This window comes from Limnohabitans sp. 2KL-27, from assembly GCF_001269345.1.
GTDB lineage: Bacteria > Pseudomonadota > Gammaproteobacteria > Burkholderiales > Burkholderiaceae_C > Limnohabitans_A.
Window position 1 is genome coordinate 411,075 of the sequence record NZ_CXOP01000001.1, and the last position, 19,526, is coordinate 430,600.

19 protein-coding genes are annotated in these 19,526 nt (G+C 62.3%); 7 read left to right on the plus strand and 12 right to left on the minus strand.

The features are described from left to right. Positions 1 to 112: 112 nt before the first annotated feature. The 4 genes from LHAB_RS02075 to LHAB_RS02090 are packed head-to-tail and all read right to left on the minus strand — an operon-like array spanning position 113 to position 4,006. Complete coding sequence (locus LHAB_RS02075; protein ID WP_228763313.1) at positions 113 to 1,543, minus strand: type IV pilus secretin PilQ; 1,431 nt, start codon at positions 1,541 to 1,543, stop codon at positions 113 to 115. Beyond that, positions 1,540 to 2,658: a hypothetical protein gene (locus tag LHAB_RS02080; RefSeq protein WP_090043708.1), complete on the minus strand. Its 1,119-nt coding sequence runs from the start codon at positions 2,656 to 2,658 to the stop codon at positions 1,540 to 1,542. The genes LHAB_RS02075 and LHAB_RS02080 overlap by 4 nt, the downstream gene beginning before the upstream one ends. Continuing rightward, positions 2,655 to 3,236, minus strand: a complete 582-nt coding sequence (locus LHAB_RS02085; protein ID WP_090043709.1) for a hypothetical protein — start codon at positions 3,234 to 3,236, stop codon at positions 2,655 to 2,657. The genes LHAB_RS02080 and LHAB_RS02085 overlap by 4 nt, the downstream gene beginning before the upstream one ends. Then, positions 3,236 to 4,006, minus strand: a complete 771-nt coding sequence (locus LHAB_RS02090; RefSeq protein ID WP_090043710.1) for a hypothetical protein — start codon at positions 4,004 to 4,006, stop codon at positions 3,236 to 3,238. Before LHAB_RS02090 ends, LHAB_RS02085 begins: the two co-directional genes overlap by 1 nt. A gap of 186 nt (positions 4,007 to 4,192) precedes the next feature. On the opposite strand from LHAB_RS02090, the gene LHAB_RS02095 reads away from it, so the two are divergent. Beyond that, positions 4,193 to 6,580 (plus strand): penicillin-binding protein 1A, encoded by a 2,388-nt coding sequence (locus tag LHAB_RS02095; RefSeq protein ID WP_090043711.1) that lies wholly within the window; start codon positions 4,193 to 4,195, stop codon positions 6,578 to 6,580. Between the two features lie 68 nt (positions 6,581 to 6,648). Here LHAB_RS02095 and cyaY read toward each other — a convergent pair whose 3' ends face one another. Next, entirely contained in the window at positions 6,649 to 6,978 is a 330-nt protein-coding gene (cyaY, locus tag LHAB_RS02100) for an iron donor protein CyaY (protein ID WP_090043712.1), read from the minus strand. Between the two features lie 12 nt (positions 6,979 to 6,990). On the opposite strand from cyaY, the gene LHAB_RS02105 reads away from it, so the two are divergent. Both LHAB_RS02105 and lysA read left to right on the plus strand, forming a co-directional pair. Then, positions 6,991 to 7,284, plus strand: coding sequence for a lipoprotein (locus LHAB_RS02105; RefSeq protein ID WP_090043713.1), 294 nt, complete (start codon positions 6,991 to 6,993; stop codon positions 7,282 to 7,284). Continuing rightward, positions 7,281 to 8,567 carry a diaminopimelate decarboxylase gene (gene lysA / locus LHAB_RS02110; protein WP_090043714.1) on the plus strand — a complete coding sequence of 429 codons (1,287 nt, stop codon included), beginning with the start codon at positions 7,281 to 7,283 and terminating at the stop codon, positions 8,565 to 8,567. Before LHAB_RS02105 ends, lysA begins: the two co-directional genes overlap by 4 nt. 47 nt (positions 8,568 to 8,614) lie before the next feature. Here lysA and LHAB_RS02115 read toward each other — a convergent pair whose 3' ends face one another. The 5 genes from LHAB_RS02115 to LHAB_RS02135 all read right to left on the minus strand — a co-directional run bounded on the left by LHAB_RS02115 (position 8,615) and on the right by LHAB_RS02135 (position 14,669). Then, positions 8,615 to 9,214, minus strand: a complete 600-nt coding sequence (locus tag LHAB_RS02115) for a protein-methionine-sulfoxide reductase heme-binding subunit MsrQ (RefSeq protein WP_090043715.1) — start codon at positions 9,212 to 9,214, stop codon at positions 8,615 to 8,617. A gap of 31 nt (positions 9,215 to 9,245) precedes the next feature. Continuing rightward, positions 9,246 to 10,241, minus strand: a complete 996-nt coding sequence (gene msrP / locus LHAB_RS02120) for a protein-methionine-sulfoxide reductase catalytic subunit MsrP (RefSeq protein WP_090043716.1) — start codon at positions 10,239 to 10,241, stop codon at positions 9,246 to 9,248. 150 nt (positions 10,242 to 10,391) lie between these two features. Further along, positions 10,392 to 11,702 (minus strand): c-type cytochrome biogenesis protein CcsB, encoded by a 1,311-nt coding sequence (gene ccsB, locus LHAB_RS02125; RefSeq protein WP_090043717.1) that lies wholly within the window; start codon positions 11,700 to 11,702, stop codon positions 10,392 to 10,394. After that, positions 11,699 to 13,825 (minus strand): cytochrome c biogenesis protein ResB, encoded by a 2,127-nt coding sequence (locus LHAB_RS02130; protein ID WP_090043718.1) that lies wholly within the window; start codon positions 13,823 to 13,825, stop codon positions 11,699 to 11,701. The genes ccsB and LHAB_RS02130 overlap by 4 nt, the downstream gene beginning before the upstream one ends. 211 nt (positions 13,826 to 14,036) lie before the next feature. Next, positions 14,037 to 14,669: a c-type cytochrome gene (locus LHAB_RS02135; protein ID WP_090043719.1), complete on the minus strand. Its 633-nt coding sequence runs from the start codon at positions 14,667 to 14,669 to the stop codon at positions 14,037 to 14,039. Positions 14,670 to 14,864: 195 nt separating this feature from the next. On the opposite strand from LHAB_RS02135, the gene yihA reads away from it, so the two are divergent. Both yihA and LHAB_RS02145 read left to right on the plus strand, forming a co-directional pair. Continuing rightward, complete coding sequence (gene yihA / locus LHAB_RS02140; RefSeq protein WP_090043847.1) at positions 14,865 to 15,536, plus strand: ribosome biogenesis GTP-binding protein YihA/YsxC; 672 nt, start codon at positions 14,865 to 14,867, stop codon at positions 15,534 to 15,536. A gap of 51 nt (positions 15,537 to 15,587) precedes the next feature. Next, on the plus strand, positions 15,588 to 16,565 hold the full coding sequence (locus tag LHAB_RS02145; RefSeq protein WP_194943050.1) for an alpha/beta fold hydrolase: 978 nt from the start codon (positions 15,588 to 15,590) through the stop codon (positions 16,563 to 16,565). Here the strand turns inward: LHAB_RS02145 and LHAB_RS02150 are convergent. Further along, positions 16,559 to 17,425: a lysophospholipid acyltransferase family protein gene (locus LHAB_RS02150; protein WP_090043720.1), complete on the minus strand. Its 867-nt coding sequence runs from the start codon at positions 17,423 to 17,425 to the stop codon at positions 16,559 to 16,561. The two genes, LHAB_RS02145 and LHAB_RS02150, sit on opposite strands and share 7 nt — an antisense overlap. A 16-nt stretch (positions 17,426 to 17,441) precedes the next feature. Continuing rightward, a complete protein-coding gene (locus LHAB_RS02155) occupies positions 17,442 to 18,269 on the minus strand; it encodes a lysophospholipid acyltransferase family protein (RefSeq protein ID WP_090043721.1) in 828 nt (275 codons plus the stop codon). Between the two features lie 227 nt (positions 18,270 to 18,496). Here LHAB_RS02155 and LHAB_RS02160 point away from each other — a divergent pair, with 227 nt between their 5' ends. Next, on the plus strand, positions 18,497 to 19,081 hold the full coding sequence (locus LHAB_RS02160) for a helix-turn-helix domain-containing protein (protein ID WP_090043722.1): 585 nt from the start codon (positions 18,497 to 18,499) through the stop codon (positions 19,079 to 19,081). A 152-nt stretch (positions 19,082 to 19,233) separates the two neighbouring features. After that, a complete protein-coding gene (gene groES / locus LHAB_RS02165) occupies positions 19,234 to 19,521 on the plus strand; it encodes a co-chaperone GroES (RefSeq protein WP_019426307.1) in 288 nt (95 codons plus the stop codon). The last annotated feature ends 5 nt before the right edge of the window (positions 19,522 to 19,526 follow it).

The window sequence follows — 19,526 nt, forward strand, 5'->3', positions numbered from 1 at the left end:
CAGGGCCTCACGCGCAAGGGGCCTGCATTTCAGAGCTTGCAAGTGTATTCGACCGGCTTGGTCTGGCCTGAAGCCTGCAGCGCTGGGGGCCAAGACCCGCAGACCTTGGGCTTCAGGGAGGCAGTGTGGCCGGACCATCGGCCACCACGCGGGGTGTGAGGAAAATCAGCAACTCGCTTTTGCGCCGGCTCTGGTCCCGGTTTTTAAAGAGCCAGCCCAAGCCGGGCACATCGCCCAGACCCGGGACTTTGGCATCGTCATGGCGGTTGGTTTCTTCGAAAATGCCCCCCAGCACCACGGTGCCGCCATCTTCTACGCGCACCTGGGTCTTCACATGCTTGGTGTTGATGGCATAACCCGCCGGGGTGATTTGACCCACGCTGTCGCGGTTCACGTCCACATCGAGCACGACCGAACCATCGGGCGTGATCTGAGGCGTCACCTCCAATTTGAGGTTGGCCTTTCTGAACGAAATCGCGGTCACGCCATTGCCCAGGGCTGTTTGGTAAGGCAACTCGGTGCCCTGCTCGATCAAGGCCTTGGTCTGGTCGGCTGTCACCACGCGGGGGCGCGACACCACCTTGCCCAACCCTGCGGCCTCCAAAGCCGAAATCTCGACGTTGATGAAACGGTCGGCCGCCGCGTTGAACAGCGAGACGGCAAACGTGGCCGGGGCGTTGAGGGTTTGGCCCGCAGAGCCGGCAGGCAAGTTGACCTGGTTGCCGGACACTGTCCCGGCGGCTTTGGGCTGGTTGCTGGCGCCCACGGCCAGCGTGTTGGAGCGCCCTTGGACCTGCATGGGGATCGCCAGACCGGTGCCCAAGCGCACCCCGAGCGACTGGCCAAACTGGTCATCGGCTTCCACGATGCGGGCCTCGATCAGGATCTGACGCACCGGCACATCCAGTTGCGCCAGCATTTTTTGAAGGTCCAGCACCCGAGCGGGCAGATCCGAGATGAACAGCTGGTTGGTGCGGGGTTCAGCCAGCACACTGCCTCGCGCACTCAACCAGCGCCCCCCTGCGCTGCCGACCGCACCGCCCTGCAGACGCTGGGCCACCTCGGTCGCTCGGGCATATTGCAAACGCAAGGCCAGCATCTGCAGCGGGCTGACAGCCTCCAAAGCGGCTTGGGCATCGAGCTGCTTTTTTTCGCGCATGGCCCATTCGCCCTGAGGCGCGATCCACATCACACGGCCCTCCTGGCGCGACACCAACCCCTTGGACTGCAACACGATGTTCAAAGCCTGCTGCCACGGCACCTCGCTCAAACGCACGCTCACCGGTCCGCGCACGCTGTCGGTGGGCACCAGATTGAGGCCCGAAAAGTCGGCAAACACCTGCAACACGGCTTGGATGTCGATGTTCTGAAAATTCAGGCTGATCGGTTTGTCTTGGGCAACGGTCACCGGGACTGCCTGGGCTGCGCTCAGCACAGATTCGCTTGCGGCGCTGTCATGGTGCAGTGCCACCGCCAGCTCCGCACTGCAAGCGCATGCCAGCCACACCACCATGTCGCGTCCGATTTTTTGGAAATGCTTCATCGTTTTTCACTCCCCATGCTGAGGCCTTCTGTGGCGGGGCTCATCCCCTCAAGTTGGATCACGGGTTCTTGCGCCAAACGCAAGCTCACGCCGCCCTCGTGGATGGCAACCACCCGATGACCCTCTTGGGTGACACGTTGCCCCCGGCTGACTTTGACCCAATGGGTGCCCGCCGACAGGATGGCCTGCCGATCGCCGCCTTGTTGCCACAGCCCCACCCAACGCACGCGAGCCAGTGGCCAGTGGCGCGGGTCTGGTGGCAAATCCTTCTGGGCTGCGGCGGTGTCCGATGGGTCTGTTGCCGCTGCGCCAGTGGCTTGCGCCCCTTCTTGCGCACGGGTGGCCACGCCCGTTGAGGCCCCGCCAGAAGCCGCGTCCGCAGTGAACAGTGCAGGCCCCGAACGAGGTCGGGCCGCCCCCGGCGAGGGCACCATCCAGGCCGTTTGCAGTGCCTGTTCGCCAGCGCCCTCATCACGCGGGTTAGCCCCTACCGTGGCTTCGCCTTCGCTCGGACGCATCCAGATGCGCATCACCACATCGATCTGAACTTCTGCCGCTTGGGGCAGTGCCACCACACTGATGCGGTCCACCGTGCACAACGGCCCTGTCTCGGTGCAGGCCATCCATGCCCTGGTCCAGTCCTCGAAACGACCTTGCACTCGCATGGCTGCAGCCTGATGGGTCAATTTGAAGCGCGGATCGCCACCCCCGCTGGAGGACTTGGGCCAGGCGGCCAACGCTGTCGCCACGGGGCGCAAAGATTGCAAGCGCAAACCGTGCGTGGCCAACACCTGCTGCCAATCGGTCCAGATTTGCCCTTGCCGCGTCACGGCCGGCAAACTGGCCAGTCGGCGCTGCAGATCGCTTGCGAGCGCCTGCTGTGGCGGCTTGACTTCGGCTACCGTCAAAGCGGCCCACTGCTGCGCCAAACGGGCCACCGCTTGTTCAGCCTGCGCATGCTGGTGGCGCACTTCGGGCTGCGCCGTCAGCAGGAGCAGCAGGCCCAGCAAGCACCCGAACAGGGCAGGCGCCAAACGACGCCACCATCGCGCGGCCAGGCGCTGCAGATGGGGCCAGCGCATGGCCCCCGACGGCATGCTGAGCCAGGGGTTCATGGCGGGGCTCCTGTCTCGCGCAAAGGCGGCGCAGGCCACACCCCTTGCGCATGCGGCCAGGGGGCTTGCCAGACAACGTGCAACTCACCTGCAGGCCCGGCCGTCAGGCTCGTCAAGGTCAAGGGCTGAGGCCACTGCGCAGACAAGCTTTGCCGGACTTCAGACACCGCGTCGATGCGTTGCACCGTGCCATGCAACTCGATTTTTTCTGCGTCTGACTGCAAACGCTGCAAGCTCAGGCCCCGGTCTTGGGCTTCTTGTTGCAAGCTCTCGTGCAGGCTCACCCAGACCTGCTGGTGCTCCGCAATCTTTTGGAGTTGACCCGCTTGCTCGGCTTGCCCGCTCAGCCGCATTTGCTCACGTGCGGCGGCCTGGGCCTGCTGCTGGCGTGCGCGCACCGCTTGCTGCCAACGGGTTTGCTCATGTTGCAGCCGCTGCGTCTCGATCGCCAAGCCATGCTGCCAACCCCAGGCCAGCAAGGTGCCCACCACCAGCCCGGCCAGGCTGCTCCAGACGCGGTGAAAGACCCTTTGCTGCCGGGCCAAGCCCGGGTGGTTGAGCAAATTCAGCGAGCGCATCACAACCACGCTTTCAGGGCCAGGCCGGCTGCCACCAAACGAGGACCGCCAGGAGTGGACATCACCTGCCGCACAGCTTCCTCGATGGCGGCATCGGAGTCGGCCAGCACGCGGTCTTGTGTGGGTTCTGACAACGCAGGCCCTTCGCCCGGGGCATCCAGTCGAAATTGCCAGTCTTGTGGCGCCTGTGTCATCAAACTGGCCACGCCCCCACGCAAAGCCCGCGCACCCCGGTGCGCGGCCTGCAGTTCGGACTCCACAGCGGCCAGCCGCCACCCTGCTGCGCGGGTGCAACTTTTGAAGGCCGCCATCCGGGCTTGGGCGCAGCCCATCCAATGCACGCGCTGGACCAAGCCATCGGTCAAAGGTGCGGGTTCAAAATCAAAGTTCACTGCATCGGGCTCGAGCTGCAAAGCTTGGGCCACTTCCAGCTGCACCTCGTACCGCCAGTCTTCTTCGGGCAAGTCGGCCGGAAAATCGATGACGCCTTCTTGAAGGTGCGCCAATGGCAAGGCCAGGTTGAGCCGATGACGCGCCCGACCGCCCGACCGCCCATGCTGGCGCAATTGTTGGCTCAGCCCACTCAGGTCGCCAGCCTCCAAGTCTGGGGGGGCAGGCAATGCCACCAGGATCTGGACTTTGGCCAGGTGATGGATGGGCCGCGACAAGCCGCCCAGGACCCAGGCACCGTCACCTTGCGGGGCCAAGCCCCAGGCATGGCGCACCGATCCTTGTGCCCACCGCCGCCACCACCGCGCCAATGCCTGCATGTCGAGCCTCCCTGAAAACGGCCTTTAAGGTCATCGCAGAAAGGTTTTGTAACATGAATTGGCCGAGTGGGCAATTTTTTGAAAACCAAAGATTTCAATACATCTTCAGATTTTTCCTTTGCTCGGACCAGGATTTTTATAATGGCCGTCAGCCCGCGCCTTGTTGGCTGCCCCAACAGCCCACTTATGCCCTCCAAAGACAACGCCTCTGCAGAAAAACAAAGCGCTCCAGCGCAGGCCACGGGCTCCGCCCTCCTGTCATGGGCATTGAAACTGGTGGCCTGGGCCGTGGGCTTGGCTGCTGCCGGGCTGGCGTCCATCTTGCTGGTGGTGAGTGTGGCCATGGTCATCGCCTACCCCAACCTGCCTGACATTTCTGACCTGGCCGATTACAAACCCAAGTTGCCGCTGCGTGTCTTCACCGAAGACGGGCAGTTGATGGGTGAGTTCGGGGAGGAGCGCCGCAACCTCACCCCCATTGAAGACATTCCCAAAGTCATGAAGGATGCGGTCTTGTCCATCGAAGACAACCGCTTTTACCAGCACGGCGGCGTGGACTATCTGGGCATCTTGCGTGCGGGCATTGCCAACATGGGCCGCATGAAAAGCCAAGGGGCCTCGACCATCACCATGCAGGTCGCTCGCAATGTGTACCTGTCGTCCGAAAAAACCTACACCCGCAAGATTTATGAAATCTTGCTGACCTACAAACTCGAGCACCTGTTGACCAAGGACCAGATCCTTGAGATTTACATGAACCAGATTTTTCTGGGCAACCGGGCCTATGGTTTTGCCTCGGCCGCGGAAACATATTTCGGCAAGCCGCTCAAGGAGATCAGCATTGCCGAAGCGGCCATGCTGGCGGGGCTGCCCAAAGCACCCTCGGCTTACAACCCGATCAGCAACCCCAAACGCGCCCGCTCACGCCAGCTCTACATCATCGAGCGGATGGAAGACAACAAGTACATCACCGCGGCCCAGGCCAAAGCGGCCAAGACCGAGCCGCTCAAGCTGCGCTCGGCCGCTGACAAAAAAATCCTGCACGCGGAATATGTGGCAGAAACCGTGCGGCAAATGGTCTTTGCCCAATATGGCCAGGAGACCTACACGCGTGGCCTGAACGTTTACACCACCGTGCAATCGACCGAGCAGATGGCCGCCTACAAGGCCTTGCGCCAAGGCATCATGGATTTCGAGCGCCGCCAGATTTACCGTGGCCCCGAGAAGTTCATCGACCTGCCGGCAGACCCCAAAAAGATGGAAGACGCCATCGATGACGCGCTCGAAGAGCACCCGGACAACGGCGATGTGCTGTCGGCCGTGGTGCTGGAAGCATCGCCGCGCAAAGTGGTTGTGATTCGCCAAAACGGCGAGCAAATCACCCTCTCGGGCGATGGCCTCAAACCGGCGCAATCGGGCCTGTCCGATAAAACACCCCCCGCCAAACAAGTGCGCAAAGGCGCCCTGATCCGCATCACCCAAACCCCCAAAGGGCAGTGGGAAATCACCCAACTGCCCGAGGTCGAAGGCGCTTTGGTGGCCATCACACCCCAAACGGGCGCGATCCGAGCTTTGGTGGGTGGCTTTGACTTTGCCAAAAACAAGTTCAACCATGTGACGCAGGCTTGGCGTCAGCCGGGCTCCAGCTTCAAGCCTTTCATTTATTCGGCCGCGCTTGAAAAAGGCTTCACGCCCGCCACCGTGGTCAACGACTCGCCTTTGTTCTTTGACAGCGCCGTCACCGGCGGCCAGCCCTGGGAACCCAAAAACTACGATGGCAAGTTCGACGGCCCCATGAGCCTGCGCACAGGCTTGGCCAAGTCCAAGAACATGGTGTCCATTCGCGTGTTGCAGGCCGTGGGCCCAAGACCGGCGCAGGAGTGGGTCACCCGCTTCGGTTTTGACGAGGACAAGCACCCGGCCTTTTTGACGATGGCGCTGGGTGCGGGTTCGGTCACCCCCATGCAGATGGCCACCGGTTATGCGGTGTTTGCCAACGGTGGCTACAAAGTTCAGCCCCACCTGATCACGCGCATCTCGGACTACAAAGACCGGGTGCTGGTGGACAGCCCCGCAGTGGTGCAAATGAGCGACACCACGGCCATACCACCGCGCAATGCCTTTGTCATGACCAGTTTGCTGCAAGAGGTCACGCGTTCGGGCACCGCCGCTCGCGCTCAAGGCACTTTGCGTCGGCCCGACATCTACGGCAAAACCGGCACGACCAACGATGCGATGGACGCCTGGTTTGCAGGCTACCAGCCCAGCTTGGCTGCCGTGGTCTGGATCGGCTACGACACACCGCGCAAACTGGGTGACCGCGAAACAGGCGGTGGCTTGAGCTTGCCCGTTTGGATCAGCTTCATGGAAACCGCTTTGCGTGGCATTCCGGTCTCGGAGCCACCCGTGCCCGAAGGTTTGGTGAATGTGGGGGGTGATTGGATGTACACAGAATACGCCCGTGGGGGCGGGATCAGCACCTTGGGCACAGGCACCGATGGCGCAGGCAAAAATCCCAACGGCACCCCCCCGGGCGAAGAACGCAACCGGATACTGGATTTGTTCAGAAATTGAAGCGCGCCCCCAAAACCACGGCCACCTTGTCCCCAGGTGAGCGGGGTTTGAAGCTCAGGCCTTGAACGTCAGGCCTTGAATGCCAGGTTTTGGCCCGCCTGTTCTGACGCATAGCGCGACAGGCTCTCCCAGAACTCTCCCTGGCCTTTGGTGTCCATCCAGTGCGATCCATCGAACTTGTAATGAAAGCCGCCACAGCGGGCGGCCAACCACACCTCGTGCAGGGGCTTTTGCAGGTTGATCACGATCTGGCTGCGGTTGGGAAAGGTGAGTGTGACCATGCCGCCCACGCGCTGGTTGTCGATGTCGGCGTCGGTGTCGTCGTTCAGACGGTCACTGCTGATCTCTACGCCCGCCAGCAGGCGTTCAGCTTGGTCCAGAAATTCAAGGTCGGTCATTACAATCGCTGCATGTTGAAGGTCTTGAAGATTCTAGTCACGGCGCATGCCCTTGTCGGCGGTGCGGCGATGTTGAGCGCATGCGGCCAAAAAGGCGGCCTGTTTTTGCCCAACACCCCCGAGTCTGCCGGGCGAGCCACCTTGCACGAAACGCTGAAACTCTGGCCCACCCAAACTGCCCCCGCTCAAGTCCCAGGGCCAGCAGGCCAGACGGCACACAACCCTGCGCTCAGCGCGGCACCCCCACCATCCCCCGCCAACGGCACTGTGAATGCGCCCACGGCCCCCAAGCCCACCCCACCATGAACGCACCCGCCACCCTCCAAGGCCTGCCCGGCCAGCCCCACATCGCCTATGCGGGCGATCAGCTGCACGTGGAGGGCTTGCCCCTGTCAGCACTGGCCCGCGAACACGGCACTCCCCTGTTCGTCTATTCCAAAGCCGCCATGCTGTCGGCCTTGGCCGCCTACCAGCGCGGCTTTGCCGGACGGCAGGCGCAAATTTGCTACGCCATGAAAGCCAACTCCAGCCTGGCCATCTTGCAGGTGTTTGCCGATGCCGGTTGCGGCTTTGACATCGTCTCGGGCGGTGAACTGGCCCGCGTTCTGGCAGCCGGTGGCGACCCGGCCAAGGTGATTTTTTCGGGCGTGGGCAAGACCCGCCATGAGATGAAACAAGCGCTGCAAGTGGGCATCGGTTGCTTCAATGTGGAAAGCGAAGCCGAACTCGATGTGCTCAGCGACGTGGCCTTAGGTCTGGGTCGGGTGGCCCCGGTCAGCCTGCGCGTGAACCCCAACGTGGACCCCAAAACCCACCCTTACATCTCGACCGGCCTGAAGGGCAACAAATTCGGCATCGCCCACGAAGACGCGCTGCGCGCCTACCGCCACGCGGCCAGCTTGCCGGGCTTGAAGGTGGTGGGCATCGACTGCCACATCGGCTCGCAAATCACCGACAGCACCCCCTATCTGGACGCCATGGACCGCGTGCTGGACCTGGTGGCCGAGGTCGAGTCCGCCGGCATCCCCATCCACCACATCGACTTTGGTGGGGGCTTGGGCATCAACTACAACGGCGACACCCCACCCGAGGCCGACGCGCTGTGGGCGCAACTGCTGGCCAAGCTCGATGCGCGTGGTTACGGCCAGCGCCAGCTGATGATCGAGCCCGGCCGCTCACTGGTGGGCAATGCGGGCGTGTGCCTGACCGAGGTGCTGTATCTGAAGCCGGGCGAACAAAAGAATTTCTGCATCGTCGATGCCGCCATGAACGACCTGCCTCGCCCCGCCATGTACCAGGCCTTCCACCAGATCGTGCCGGTTTCGCCAAGTTCAGGCCAAGCCGCGGTGTATGACGTGGTGGGCCCCGTGTGCGAGAGCGGCGACTGGATTGGTCGCGACCGCCAACTGCAGGTAGCAGCCGGTGACGTGCTGGCCGTGCTGTCGGCAGGGGCTTACTGCATGAGCATGGCCAGCAACTACAACACCCGAGGCCGCGCCGCCGAAATCCTGGTCGATGGCACAAACGCCCATCTGATCCGCCAACGTGAATCGGCGTTCGACACCTTTGCACTGGAGCAGCTGGTCTGAAAAGCTCTGTGCAGCCCCAAGCGGCTGCACAGGCTTGGAATGCGCCCTCAGGGCCGCCGTGCTGCCCGCCACATGCGCCAGCCCAACAAGCCCCCCAAGATGCCCGCATACACCCACACCTCGGCAAAATCCTGTTTGCCCGCCCGCATCCACCAAAAGTGCAGCACGGCCAGCGCAGCCACCGCATAAACACTCCGGTGCAACACTTGCCAGCGCCGGCCACCCAGCCAGCGCACGGCCCGGTTGAAAGACGTGGCGGCCAGCGCCAGCAGGATCACGAAAGCACTGAACCCCAACCAGATGAACGGGCGTTTGAAGAGGTCTTGCAAGGTGTCGGCCAGGTCAAAGCCCATGTCAAACCAGGCGTAGCTCAGCAGGTGCAAGCTGGCATAGCCAAACACCAGCAAGCCCAGCATGCGCCGAAAGCGCAGCAACTCTGGCCAGCCCAGCCAAGAGCGCAAAGGGCTCACCGCCAGCACCACACACAGGCTGCGCAGGGTCCAGTCGCCGGTGGCGCGGATCAGGGCTTCGGTGGGGTTGGGACCCAACTGGTCCTGCAGGGTTTGCGCCAGCAACCCAGCCAAAGGCATGCAGCCGAGCACCAACAATGCCCACCAGGCGCCGGGATGACGCAAGGCCGCCCTCATGCCCTCAAGTCTTTGGCCCACCACAACACCATCAGAAGAACTTTTTCAGGTCCATGCCGGCGTACAGCTGGCCCACCTGCGCCTCGTAGCCATTGAACATCAGCGTCTTGCGCTTCTTGGCCAGCAAACCGTCTTCACCAATGCGCCGCTCGGTGGCCTGGCTCCAGCGGGGGTGGTCCACCATCGGGTTCACGTTGGAATAAAAGCCGTACTCCTGCGGCGCGGCTTTTTCCCATGACGACACAGGCTGCTTGTCGGTGAAACGGATCTTGACCAGGCTTTTGCCGCTCTTGAAGCCGTATTTCCAGGGCACCACCAGGCGAAGGGGTGCGCCGTTTTGCTTGGGCATGACTTCGCCGTACATGCCAAAGGCCAGCAGGGTCAGCGGGTGCATGGCTTCGTCCAGACGCAAGGCCTCGACATAGGGCCAATCCAAAGCTCCGCCACGCAGACCCGGCATGGTCTTGGGGTCGGCCTGGGTCACAAACTCCACAAACTTGGCGCCCGGCAGCGGCTCCACGCGTCGGATCAGATCGGCCATGGAATAGCCGATCCAAGGGATCACCATCGACCAGCCCTCGACGCAGCGCAGGCGGTAGATGCGCTCCTCCATGGCCCCCCACTTCATCAGGTCTTCCAGGTTCACGCGGCCGGGTTGCTTGACCAAGCCTTCGATCTCGACACTCCAGGGGTCGGTCTTGAGGGTGTGGGCCCGTTTCGCCGGGTCGGACTTGTCGGTGCCAAACTCGTAAAAATTGTTGTACGTGGTGGCGTCTTTGTAGGGCGTGGGCTTGTCCAAGATCATGGCACCGGCCAGCTTGGAGGGTACCGAGGCCAGCGGCGGCAGTTGCCCGGGCCGGGCCATTTGGGCCTGGGCGTCACGCAGACCCCAAGCGGCCAAGGCCATCCCAGCTGAGCCAGTGGCCAGACCCCGAATCAGGGCGCGGCGGTCCAGATAAGTGGCTTGCGGCGTGATCTCACTGGAGACCGGGTGCACAAAACCAGAAGAAGAAGGTAAATACAGCATGGCGAGGACCCCTTGTCGTCAACGATGACCAGATTGTGATCTTTTCAATTCGCCCGTGTCCCAACATGCCCATGTTGGACCTCTGCCTCGGGCATGGTCAACGGTGGGGGGCCACCGGCCCTGACGGGCACGCCTGCCCGGGCGGGTCCTTTACAAGGTGCCGTAGCTGTGCAGGCCGCTCAGGAACATGTTGACCCCCAAGAAGGCAAAGGTCGTGATGCCCAGGCCCACCAGCGCCCACCAGGCCGCCACGGTGCCGCGCAGACCCTTCATCAGGCGCATGTGCAGCCAGGCGGCGTAGTTCAGCCAAACAATCAAGGCCCATGTCTCTTTCGGGTCCCAGCTCCAGTAGCCGCCCCAGGCCTCGGCTGCCCACAAGGCACCCAGCACGGTGGCGATGGTGAAGAAGGCAAAACCCACGGCGATGGACTTGTACATCACATCGTCCAGGATTTCAAAAGACGGCAAACGCTCGGCAATGCGGCGACGGCCGGCCAGAATGCCCGCAACGATCAATGCTGAAATGCCGAAGTACACCATCCAATAAGCACCGCCCTCATCGGTCGGCGCCTTGCGGAACACCACCGGCTCAAAGCACAACACGATGCCCAGCAGCCACAAGGGCGCCAGCTTGTACCAACGGGTCTCGGTTGCTTGTTGTTTGATCAGGTAGGCAAAGGCAACCATCGCGGCCAAGGCAAAAGTGCCGTAACCAATGAAGTTGGCCGGAACGTGGATCTTCATCCACCAGCTCTTGAGGGCGGGCACCAGAGGCTGGATTTCATGCGCCTCACGCACCAGCGTGTACCAAAGCAAAAAGCCCACCGCCGCGCTGACCACCAGCATCACAAATGCACCCAAAGCACGTGTTTTGTACTGGGCTTCGTAGTACAGGTAAAAAGCCGTGGTCATCCAGCAAAACATGATGAACACTTCATACAAGTTGCTCACCGGGATGTGACCAATGTCCGGGCCCAACTGGTGGCTTTCGTACCACCGCACCAAGGTGCCGATCAAGGCCAAGCCCACCGCCACCCAGGCCATGCGCGAGCCCAAAGACTCCATCGCGTCGGCCTGACCACGCATGAACACACCCGCCCAATAAAAGGCCGTGCTGATGAAAAGCAGCACGCTCATCCACAGGATGGCCGACTGGCTGGAGAGGAAATATTTCAGCAGGAACACCTGCTCGGACCGGGCCAGATCGCCTTGGTAGAGGTAAATGGCCAGCAACGACAGGCCCGTGACCACCAGCATCAAGGTGCGCAGCGGCCGCCAGAACCACGCCAGCCAAATCACAGCCGGCAAGCTGCCGATCAGGATGGCCTGCTCGTACACATCCATCGCGTGCTGATAACGGGTGAAGGCGAACACCGTGCCCAACAGCGCCAACAGGGCAAAACCCCAGTCGATGGCCGTGCGGCTGGAAAAATAGCCCGGATTCAAAGTGACAGTCGTCATGGTGTTTTCTCGGAGCGGCCCAGCAAGCGGGCACTCAGTTGTTCAAATTCACGGTCCACGTCCATGGTCTTGCGGTTGGACGACAAGGCCACGCTCGCCTGGGCGCCTTCGCCCTGAGGCGACAGCCAAACCCACAAACGGCGATCTCGAACATACAGCATTGCAAAAATACCCAGGATCAAAAGGGCACAGCCCAGGTAAACGATGGACTGGCCTGGGGCCCTGGCCACCTGGAACACGCTGGCTTGCACCTGTTTGAAGTCCTTGAGCAAAAACGTCATCGGTGCGGGGTAAAACGGCGCATCGGACAGGGCCAGCACGGCTTGCGACATGAAGCCCTGCACCTTGTCGGCAGGCAAAGGCTTGGCACCCGCTTGCTCGCGGGCCACGGTGTCCAGCTCCAGCAAGGTGCCGTTCAAAATGCGCACAAACATTTCGCCTGCGCGGGGGCGTTCGGCCTCGGGCACATTGGCTTCCAGAAAATCCGCCAAGGCCTGCAGGCCGGCCACCTTCTTGCCCTTGACCTCTTCTTGGCCCGCAAACAAGCCCAAAGCACGCTCGGCCGAATCGGCCAGCTGCTGGGTCAACTCGGGGCGCTTCGGGTCCACCGCCTTTCGGGCGTAACGTTGAACCGCACGCTCGCGCAGAGCGGGCGTTTCCAGCGCGGCGCGCAATCGGATGAAGCCGGTCAACTCGCCGTTTTCATCGGCCGGAGGGCGCAGGTAGCGGTAAGGCTCGCTGGGCGTCTCGCGCATGCCCAGCAAGAACACCGGCACACCATCGCCCGCATCCACGGGCAGCATGTAGTTGTTGTACTCACGCGCCTGGCCGGCCGCGTCGCGCAGCTTGTAACTCACACTCGGGCCCACATTGCGCAGTTCTTTGGTCTTGGTGGTCTTGTGGCCCGCGCCCAAACGCTCATCGATGGCGCTGCGCAAATCCACCTTGCGCACATCCACCGCCGAGCCCTCGGGACCTGCGCCACCGGACATGTTTTCCACGTTGATCACGCGCAAGCCGGTGAACTCGAGGCTCATTTTTTCGTTGCCATTGCTCAGGTCGGTGCTGCCGCCAATGGTGCCGTCCACCTCAAAGGACTGGGTGGCTGCCGACATGGGCACGGCCTGCAGCTTGACGCTGGAGCCGCCGTCGTCAAAGCTGGACTGGTAAATGTTGATGCCCTTGAAGCTGGCCGGGTGGTTCACCTCGACCCGCGCTTCACGCTTCTCGCCTGTGGCCTTGTCGTGGATGACGATGTCGCTGGCAAACAGCTTGGGCATGCCGGTCGAGTAGTACTCGACGATGAACTTTTTCAGCTCAATGACAAAGGGCAGGTCTTGCAGCAAGATGCCGTTGGACTGATTCAGGATGGCGGTGCCCGAGGCCGTGTCTTCGGCCACCAGCAAATTGCCCCGGAAGGCCGGGTTGCGCTCGGACAAACGGTGCTGCGCAGGCACATCGGCGATCAGGCCGCCGCCGTTGTAAATTTCCTTGCCGCCAAACCACATCTGGGCACGCACCGCCAAGTCGCCGTCGAGCAAACCGCCCACACACACCAGCACGATGGCCGAGTGCGCCGCGATGTAACCGATTTTGTTGGCCGCGCCTGCCTTGGCCGCCAGCATCCAGCCTTTGCCGGCCGGGGTATCGCGCTCTTGCAGCTTGACCTTCCAGCCCCCCGTGGCCAGCAGAGCGCCCAGGCGCTTGGCAGCCGCCTCGGGCGCTTCGTTCAAATGGCCTTCGGCCTTATGGTGAAAGGCCTTGAGGCTTTGCTCGCGGATGTTTTCCTTGTAGTTCTTCAGGTCCACCAGGATCTTGGGCGTGTTGCGGGCGATGCACAAACTGGTGCTGAGCACCAAGAACGCCAGGATCAACAAGAACCACCAGGCGCTGTAGACGGTGTTGAGCTTGAGGGTGGCAAACAACTCGGCCCAAAACGGCCCGAACTGGTTGATGTAGTTGTTGGTGGGCTCGTTTTGCTTGAGCACCGTGCCGATCACAGAAGCGATGCAAATGATCGTCAGCAAAGAAATCGCAAACCGCATGGACGACAGCAACTCGATCACGGCCTGCCCTCGGGGCGAGCCGCGCTCGGATTCAGGGCTGGATGCAACAGTCGTCATGGGGTGTTCAGAAAAAAATCCAACAAAAGGGATGGGGCAAAAGAATGGCGGGACACAGCCCGCCAGAAACACGCAAGGCCGGGAGAACCGGCCTTGGATTGCGTCATATCAGCCGATGCTGAATTGTGCCGCAGAGCGATGTGACTGGGCTGTAATCCCCCTGAAACCAGCAGGACAAGGCGAACACACCGAGCCGCAGCCCGGCCAGGTTTCAGCGCAAACCAGCGATGTAGTCGGAGACGGCCTTGATTTCGCGGTCGTTCATTTTGGCAGCGACCTGGGTCATTTGCAGGTTGTTCTTGCGAACGCCTTCACGGAACTGGACCAGCTGGGCAGCGGTGTAGTCGGCATGTTGGCCCGACAGACGGGGGTATTGCGAAGGCATGCCTGCGCCATTGGGCGAGTGGCAGCTGGCGCAAGCGGCGATCTGGCGGTCAGGAATGCCACCGCGGTAGATGCGCTCGCCCCAGGCCACCGTGTCTTTTTCCTTGGCAAAGCCGGGCTTGGCTTGCTTGGAAGCCAGCCAGTAGCTGATGTTGCGCATGTCTTCGTTGCTCAGGCCTGCCACCATGCCGCTCATCACGGCATTGGCGCGCTTGCCCGATTTGAATTCCTGCAGTTGCTTGAGCAGGTATTCAGGGTGTTGCTGGGCCAGCTTGGGGTTGACGGGGGTGCCTGAATTGCCATCAGCGGCGTGGCAAGCCACACAGGCCGCGGTGTAAATGGCCTCGCCTTTGGCCAGGTCGGGTTTGGCGGCTTGTGGCGCAGGGCCAGCAGCCATGGCAGAGCCTGCCACCAAAGCGGCCGACAGGGCGGTGATCAAGAGAGAGGAAATCGACTTCATGGCGTGATCCAAGAGTTGGCGCAAAACCCAAGGATTCTACAATGAGGTCCGCGTCAGTTTCCTGACGACCCAAGGTATCCCTGATTTATGAGCTCCCGCCCCCACGTTCGCGTTCCTGCCAGCCCACCCAAAGCGCCGAGCGCCAGCCCGGTCGTGGCCAACGCATCGCCAACGGCCCCCGCCGCCGTCACGCCCATGGGCTGGATGCACACCGCCCGTTTTTTGACCACCGCCGCGCAACTGCACCACTTGCCCGCGATGGACACCCCCGAAATCGCCTTTGTGGGGCGCTCCAACGCGGGCAAATCCACTTGCATCAACACCCTGACGCAAAAAAAGCAGCTGGCCTTTGCCTCCAAAAAGCCCGGCCGCACCCAGCACATCAACTTGTTTGCCTTGGGCAAGCAGGGCATCACCGACGCGGTGTTGGCCGATTTGCCCGGCTACGGCTACGCCGCTGTGGCCAAGATGGACAAGCTGCGCTGGCAGCAGGTCATGGCCAACTACCTGGTCAGCCGCGACAACCTGACCGGCATCGTCATGATGTGCGACCCCCGCCATGGCCTGACCGAGCTCGATGACATCCTGCTCGAAGTGATCCGCCCCCGGGTGGAACAAGGCCTGAAATTCCTGATCATCCTGACCAAGGCCGACAAGCTCACCCGCGCCGAGCAGGCCAAGGCCTTGTCGATTGCGCGACTGCAAGCCGGGGGCGGCGAGGTGAAACTCTTTTCGGCCCTGAAAAAGCAAGGCGTGGACGAGGTGGCCCAACTGCTGTGGGACTGGACGCACCCTGCTGGCGGGGCAAAGGCTGCGGCACCAGCCGCCGAGCCGCCCGAAGACGAACCCGAAGCCCTGGACGAGTGAGTCTGCGCTGACTTCAGACACGGACCACCGCCCATCAAGGAGTGAGCCGCCGTGCATCCCGACATCCAGACCTGGCAGCAAGCGCTGCCCCACGGCATCACCTTGAGCTGCCGCGCCAGCGGCGAGCCCGGCCGACCCGTGCTGATGTTTTTGCACGGCTTTCCGGAAGGGGCCTGGGTCTGGGACCCTTTGCTGCTGCATTTTTCCCGGCCCGAAAACGGCGGCTACCGCTGTGTGGCCCCCAACCTGCGCGGCTTCGAGCGCTCCAGCGCCCCCGAAGACGTCAAGGCCTACCGCGCCAAACACCTGGTGCAGGACATCGTGGCCCTGATCGACAGCGAATGCAGCGCCTGCCAACACAGCCAACCCTTGGCCGCCCTGATTGCCCACGACTGGGGCGGCGCGGTGGCCTGGAGTTTGGCCAACCAGCACCCACAACGGATAGGCCAGTTGGTCATCATCAACTCGCCCCACCCTGGCCCCTTCCTGCGGGCCTTGCAACACGACGCGGCGCAACAAGCGGCCAGCGCTTACATGAATTTTTTGGTGCAGCCCGAGGCGGCCGCGCAGTTGGCCGCCCACGACTTCGAGCGCCTGTTCGGCTTTTTGACGGGCCAAGACACCTCGTTGCCATCGCTCACCTCACCGACAGCAGACAACCGGGCCCACTGGCTCACACCCGCCGTGAAGGCCACATACCGAGAGGTCTGGCAGCACGGCCTGCAAGGCGGCCTCAACTACTACCGCGCATCGCCCCTGCGCCCGGCCACGGCCGCCGACCCGGGGGCCAGCGCCGTGCAAATCCCGCCCGAGGCGCTGCGCATCGAGGTGCCCACCTTGGTGCTTTGGGCCCAGGACGATGTGGCCTTGCTGCCTTGCCTGACCGAAGGGCTGGACGCACACGTCCCCGCGCTGACACTGGTGCCGATTGAAAAGGCCACGCACTGGGTGGTGCATGAGCAGCCCGCACGGGTGATTCAGGAAATCGCCGCTTTTCTGCAGCCCATGGGCGACAGGTCGGTTCAATAAAAACCGGTTTCGCCCTCGGGCCGGGTCTTGAAGCGTTTGTGCACCCAGTAATACTGCTCGGGCATGGTCAGGACCCACTCGGCCAGCAGACGGTTCATGCGGACCGTGTCTTGAACCAGGTCAGCACTGGGGAAGCCTTCGAGCGCGGCATGCACCTCGATGTCGTAACCCTGCGGCGTCATGCGGGTCACCACAGGCACGACCCGCGCCCCGACCACCCTTGACAAGCGCGACAGCGACGGCACGGTGGCGGCTTTTTCAACCCCCATGAACGGCACAAAAATCGACTCACCCCGCCCGAAATCCATGTCAGGCGACAGGTGCAAGGGCTCGCCTTTTTTGATGCCCGCCAAAATCTGGCGCATGCCCTGGTGCCGGAAATACGGCCGCACATTGCCCGAGCGCTCACGCCCCTGGCGCACCCAGGACTCGACGGCCGGACGCGACTGCCCCACAAAAATAAAGGCCACAGGCCCTGGCACCTCGAAGGACACCGCCAGGCCCCCCGCATCCAGCCCGACAAAATGCGGGGCAAACATCACCAAAGGCCCCGGCTGCTGCAAAGCTTGCACGTCCCCCACCCAGCGCAGGCGTTGCCGCACCAGTGCCTCGGGCGCATGCCAAAGCCAGGCACGGTCCATGACCGACTGACCAAAGGCCACAAAGTGTCGGTAGGCCAAGGCCTCACGCTCGGCTGCGGACCACTCGGGCAGGCACTGCTGCAAATTGACCCGCACAATGCTTCGGCGCTTGCCTGCCAGATGCCACAGCAGCCAGCCCAAGCCATGGCCTGCGGCCCTCACCCAAGGCAAAGGCAGGGGCGCAAACAGGCGCAAAACAGCGATCAGCAAATTCACCATGGTTTTGGGGGTCCGCTCAGGCCTGACGGGGGGGTTTGTAGCGGGCGTAACCCCACACGTATTGCGAAGGGCACTGCAAGATCAGCGACTCCATGGCCTGGTTGATCTGCACCACGGCAGTGTCCAAATCATCGGACAGGGCATGCCCCAGCGCCTGGGTGTGCAAACGGTACCCCCGCCCCCAAGACAAACGCTCGCCCCAAATCAGCACCACCCGGGCGCTGGTTTGCAAGGCCAAACGGGCGGCCAAGGTCATGGTGTAGGCGGGTTGGCCAAAAAACGGCGCCCACTGCCCCATGCCCTCGGGCGGCACCTGATCGGGCAACAAGCCCACAGCCCGCCCCGCACGCAAGGCCTTGATCATGTGCCGCACACCCGACAAAGTGGTCGGCACCGCCTCCAAGCCAGGCCGCTGGCGTGCCAAAGTCATGACCTCGCCCAGACCCGCATGCCGGGCGGGGCGGTACAGCACCGTCAAAGGACCGTGTGCGGCCGAAAAGCGCAAGGCCAGCGCTTGGGCCGTGATTTCAAAACAGCCCATGTGTGGGGTCAAAAACAGCACCCCTTGACCCGAGGCATAAGCCTCCACAGCGGCGCGGTCGTCGGCCCAGGCCAGTGCAGGTGTGCGGCCCAGCCACAAACGGGGCAACTCGGCCGACATGCGGCCAGCCTGCCCCACGGCCCGCCACACCCCCCCCCAGCCCAGGCCAGCTTGGCGCGCGTTGTGCAAAAACCGGCCTCTGTAGCGCCCAGACAAACACCAAGCCAGCCAGCCCCCCGCGCTGCCCAGCAGGTGCAGGGCCCACAAAGGCCAATGGGAAAAAAAACGAAACCAACGCAGCATAGGGCGTGATTTTGCCCTGAACCGGGTGCAGCTTGGCCGGTCCAGCTTCACGGGGCTCAGGCAAGCAACCGCCTTGCACCACGCGGGCCCGGGCGGCGCTCTACCTGTTTTCGGTCCGCCGCACTACCGGTTCACGCCAAACGCAAGTCACACAGCGGGGCCTACCATGACGACAGCGCCCGGAAAACGCCCATTCCACCCTATTCAGTGCAAACAAGGAATTCAGCATGAAAAACAACCAGATCAACCCGAACTATTTCAGCACCAGCCAAGCGGCCAAAATGCTGGGCCTGTCGGTCGGCACCATCCAGCGCATGGTTGAAAACGGGGTTTTCAAGGCATTTGTCACCCAAGGCGGGCACCGACGCATCCTGTCCTCTTCCCTGAACCAATACTGCAAACAAAAAGGCTTTCCGGGCCTGGAGACGGCATCCGACACGCCCTTGGTGTGTGTGCTGCACGACGACCAACATGTGGCCAGCGCCCTGGAAAAAATGACCCATTGGGAGCAAGTCAAGGTCATCACCCACCCGCTGGACTTGATGGGCATTCACCAGGCCGTGGGGGTCTTTTTCATCGATGCGCGCATTCCCTGGCTGCACACAGCCCCGCTGCACCTGCAGGACAATTTGATGCAAAACGCCCACATCGTCGTCTACAACAGCGGCCTGCTGCCCCCCAGCAGTCCCTTGCACCTGGCTCGAAATCTCAACCTCTTCGAAGGCGACATCAGCACCGACTTGGTCTATGGCTACATGCTCGGCACGGCTCAGGCCAGCGGCGTGGACACGCCCCGCCCAGTCCACCAGTAAAAAAACACCCGGGTCTTGAAAAGGCTTCAAATGCCCTTATGATTAGCACTCGATGGAGTTGAGTGCTAACAGCACCCCTCTCCTCAGATTTCAGCAGCACCCTAGACCGGTGCTTTTGTTTTTCAACCCTTGTTTCAAATCCAGGAGATTCCATGAAACTGCGTCCTTTGGGCGATCGCGTGATCGTCAAGCGTATCGAAAGCGAAACCAAAACAGCCTCGGGCATCGTGATCCCCGATTCCGCTGCAGAAAAGCCCGATCAAGGTGAAGTCTTGGCCGTCGGCCCTGGCAAAACCAACGACAAAGGCGAGACCAAAGCCCTGAGCGTCAAAGTCGGCGACCGCGTGTTGTTCGGCAAGTACAGCGGCCAGACCGTCAAGGTCGGCGGCGACGAGCTGTTGGTCATGAAAGAAGAAGACCTGTTCGCGGTCGTCGAGTAATTAAC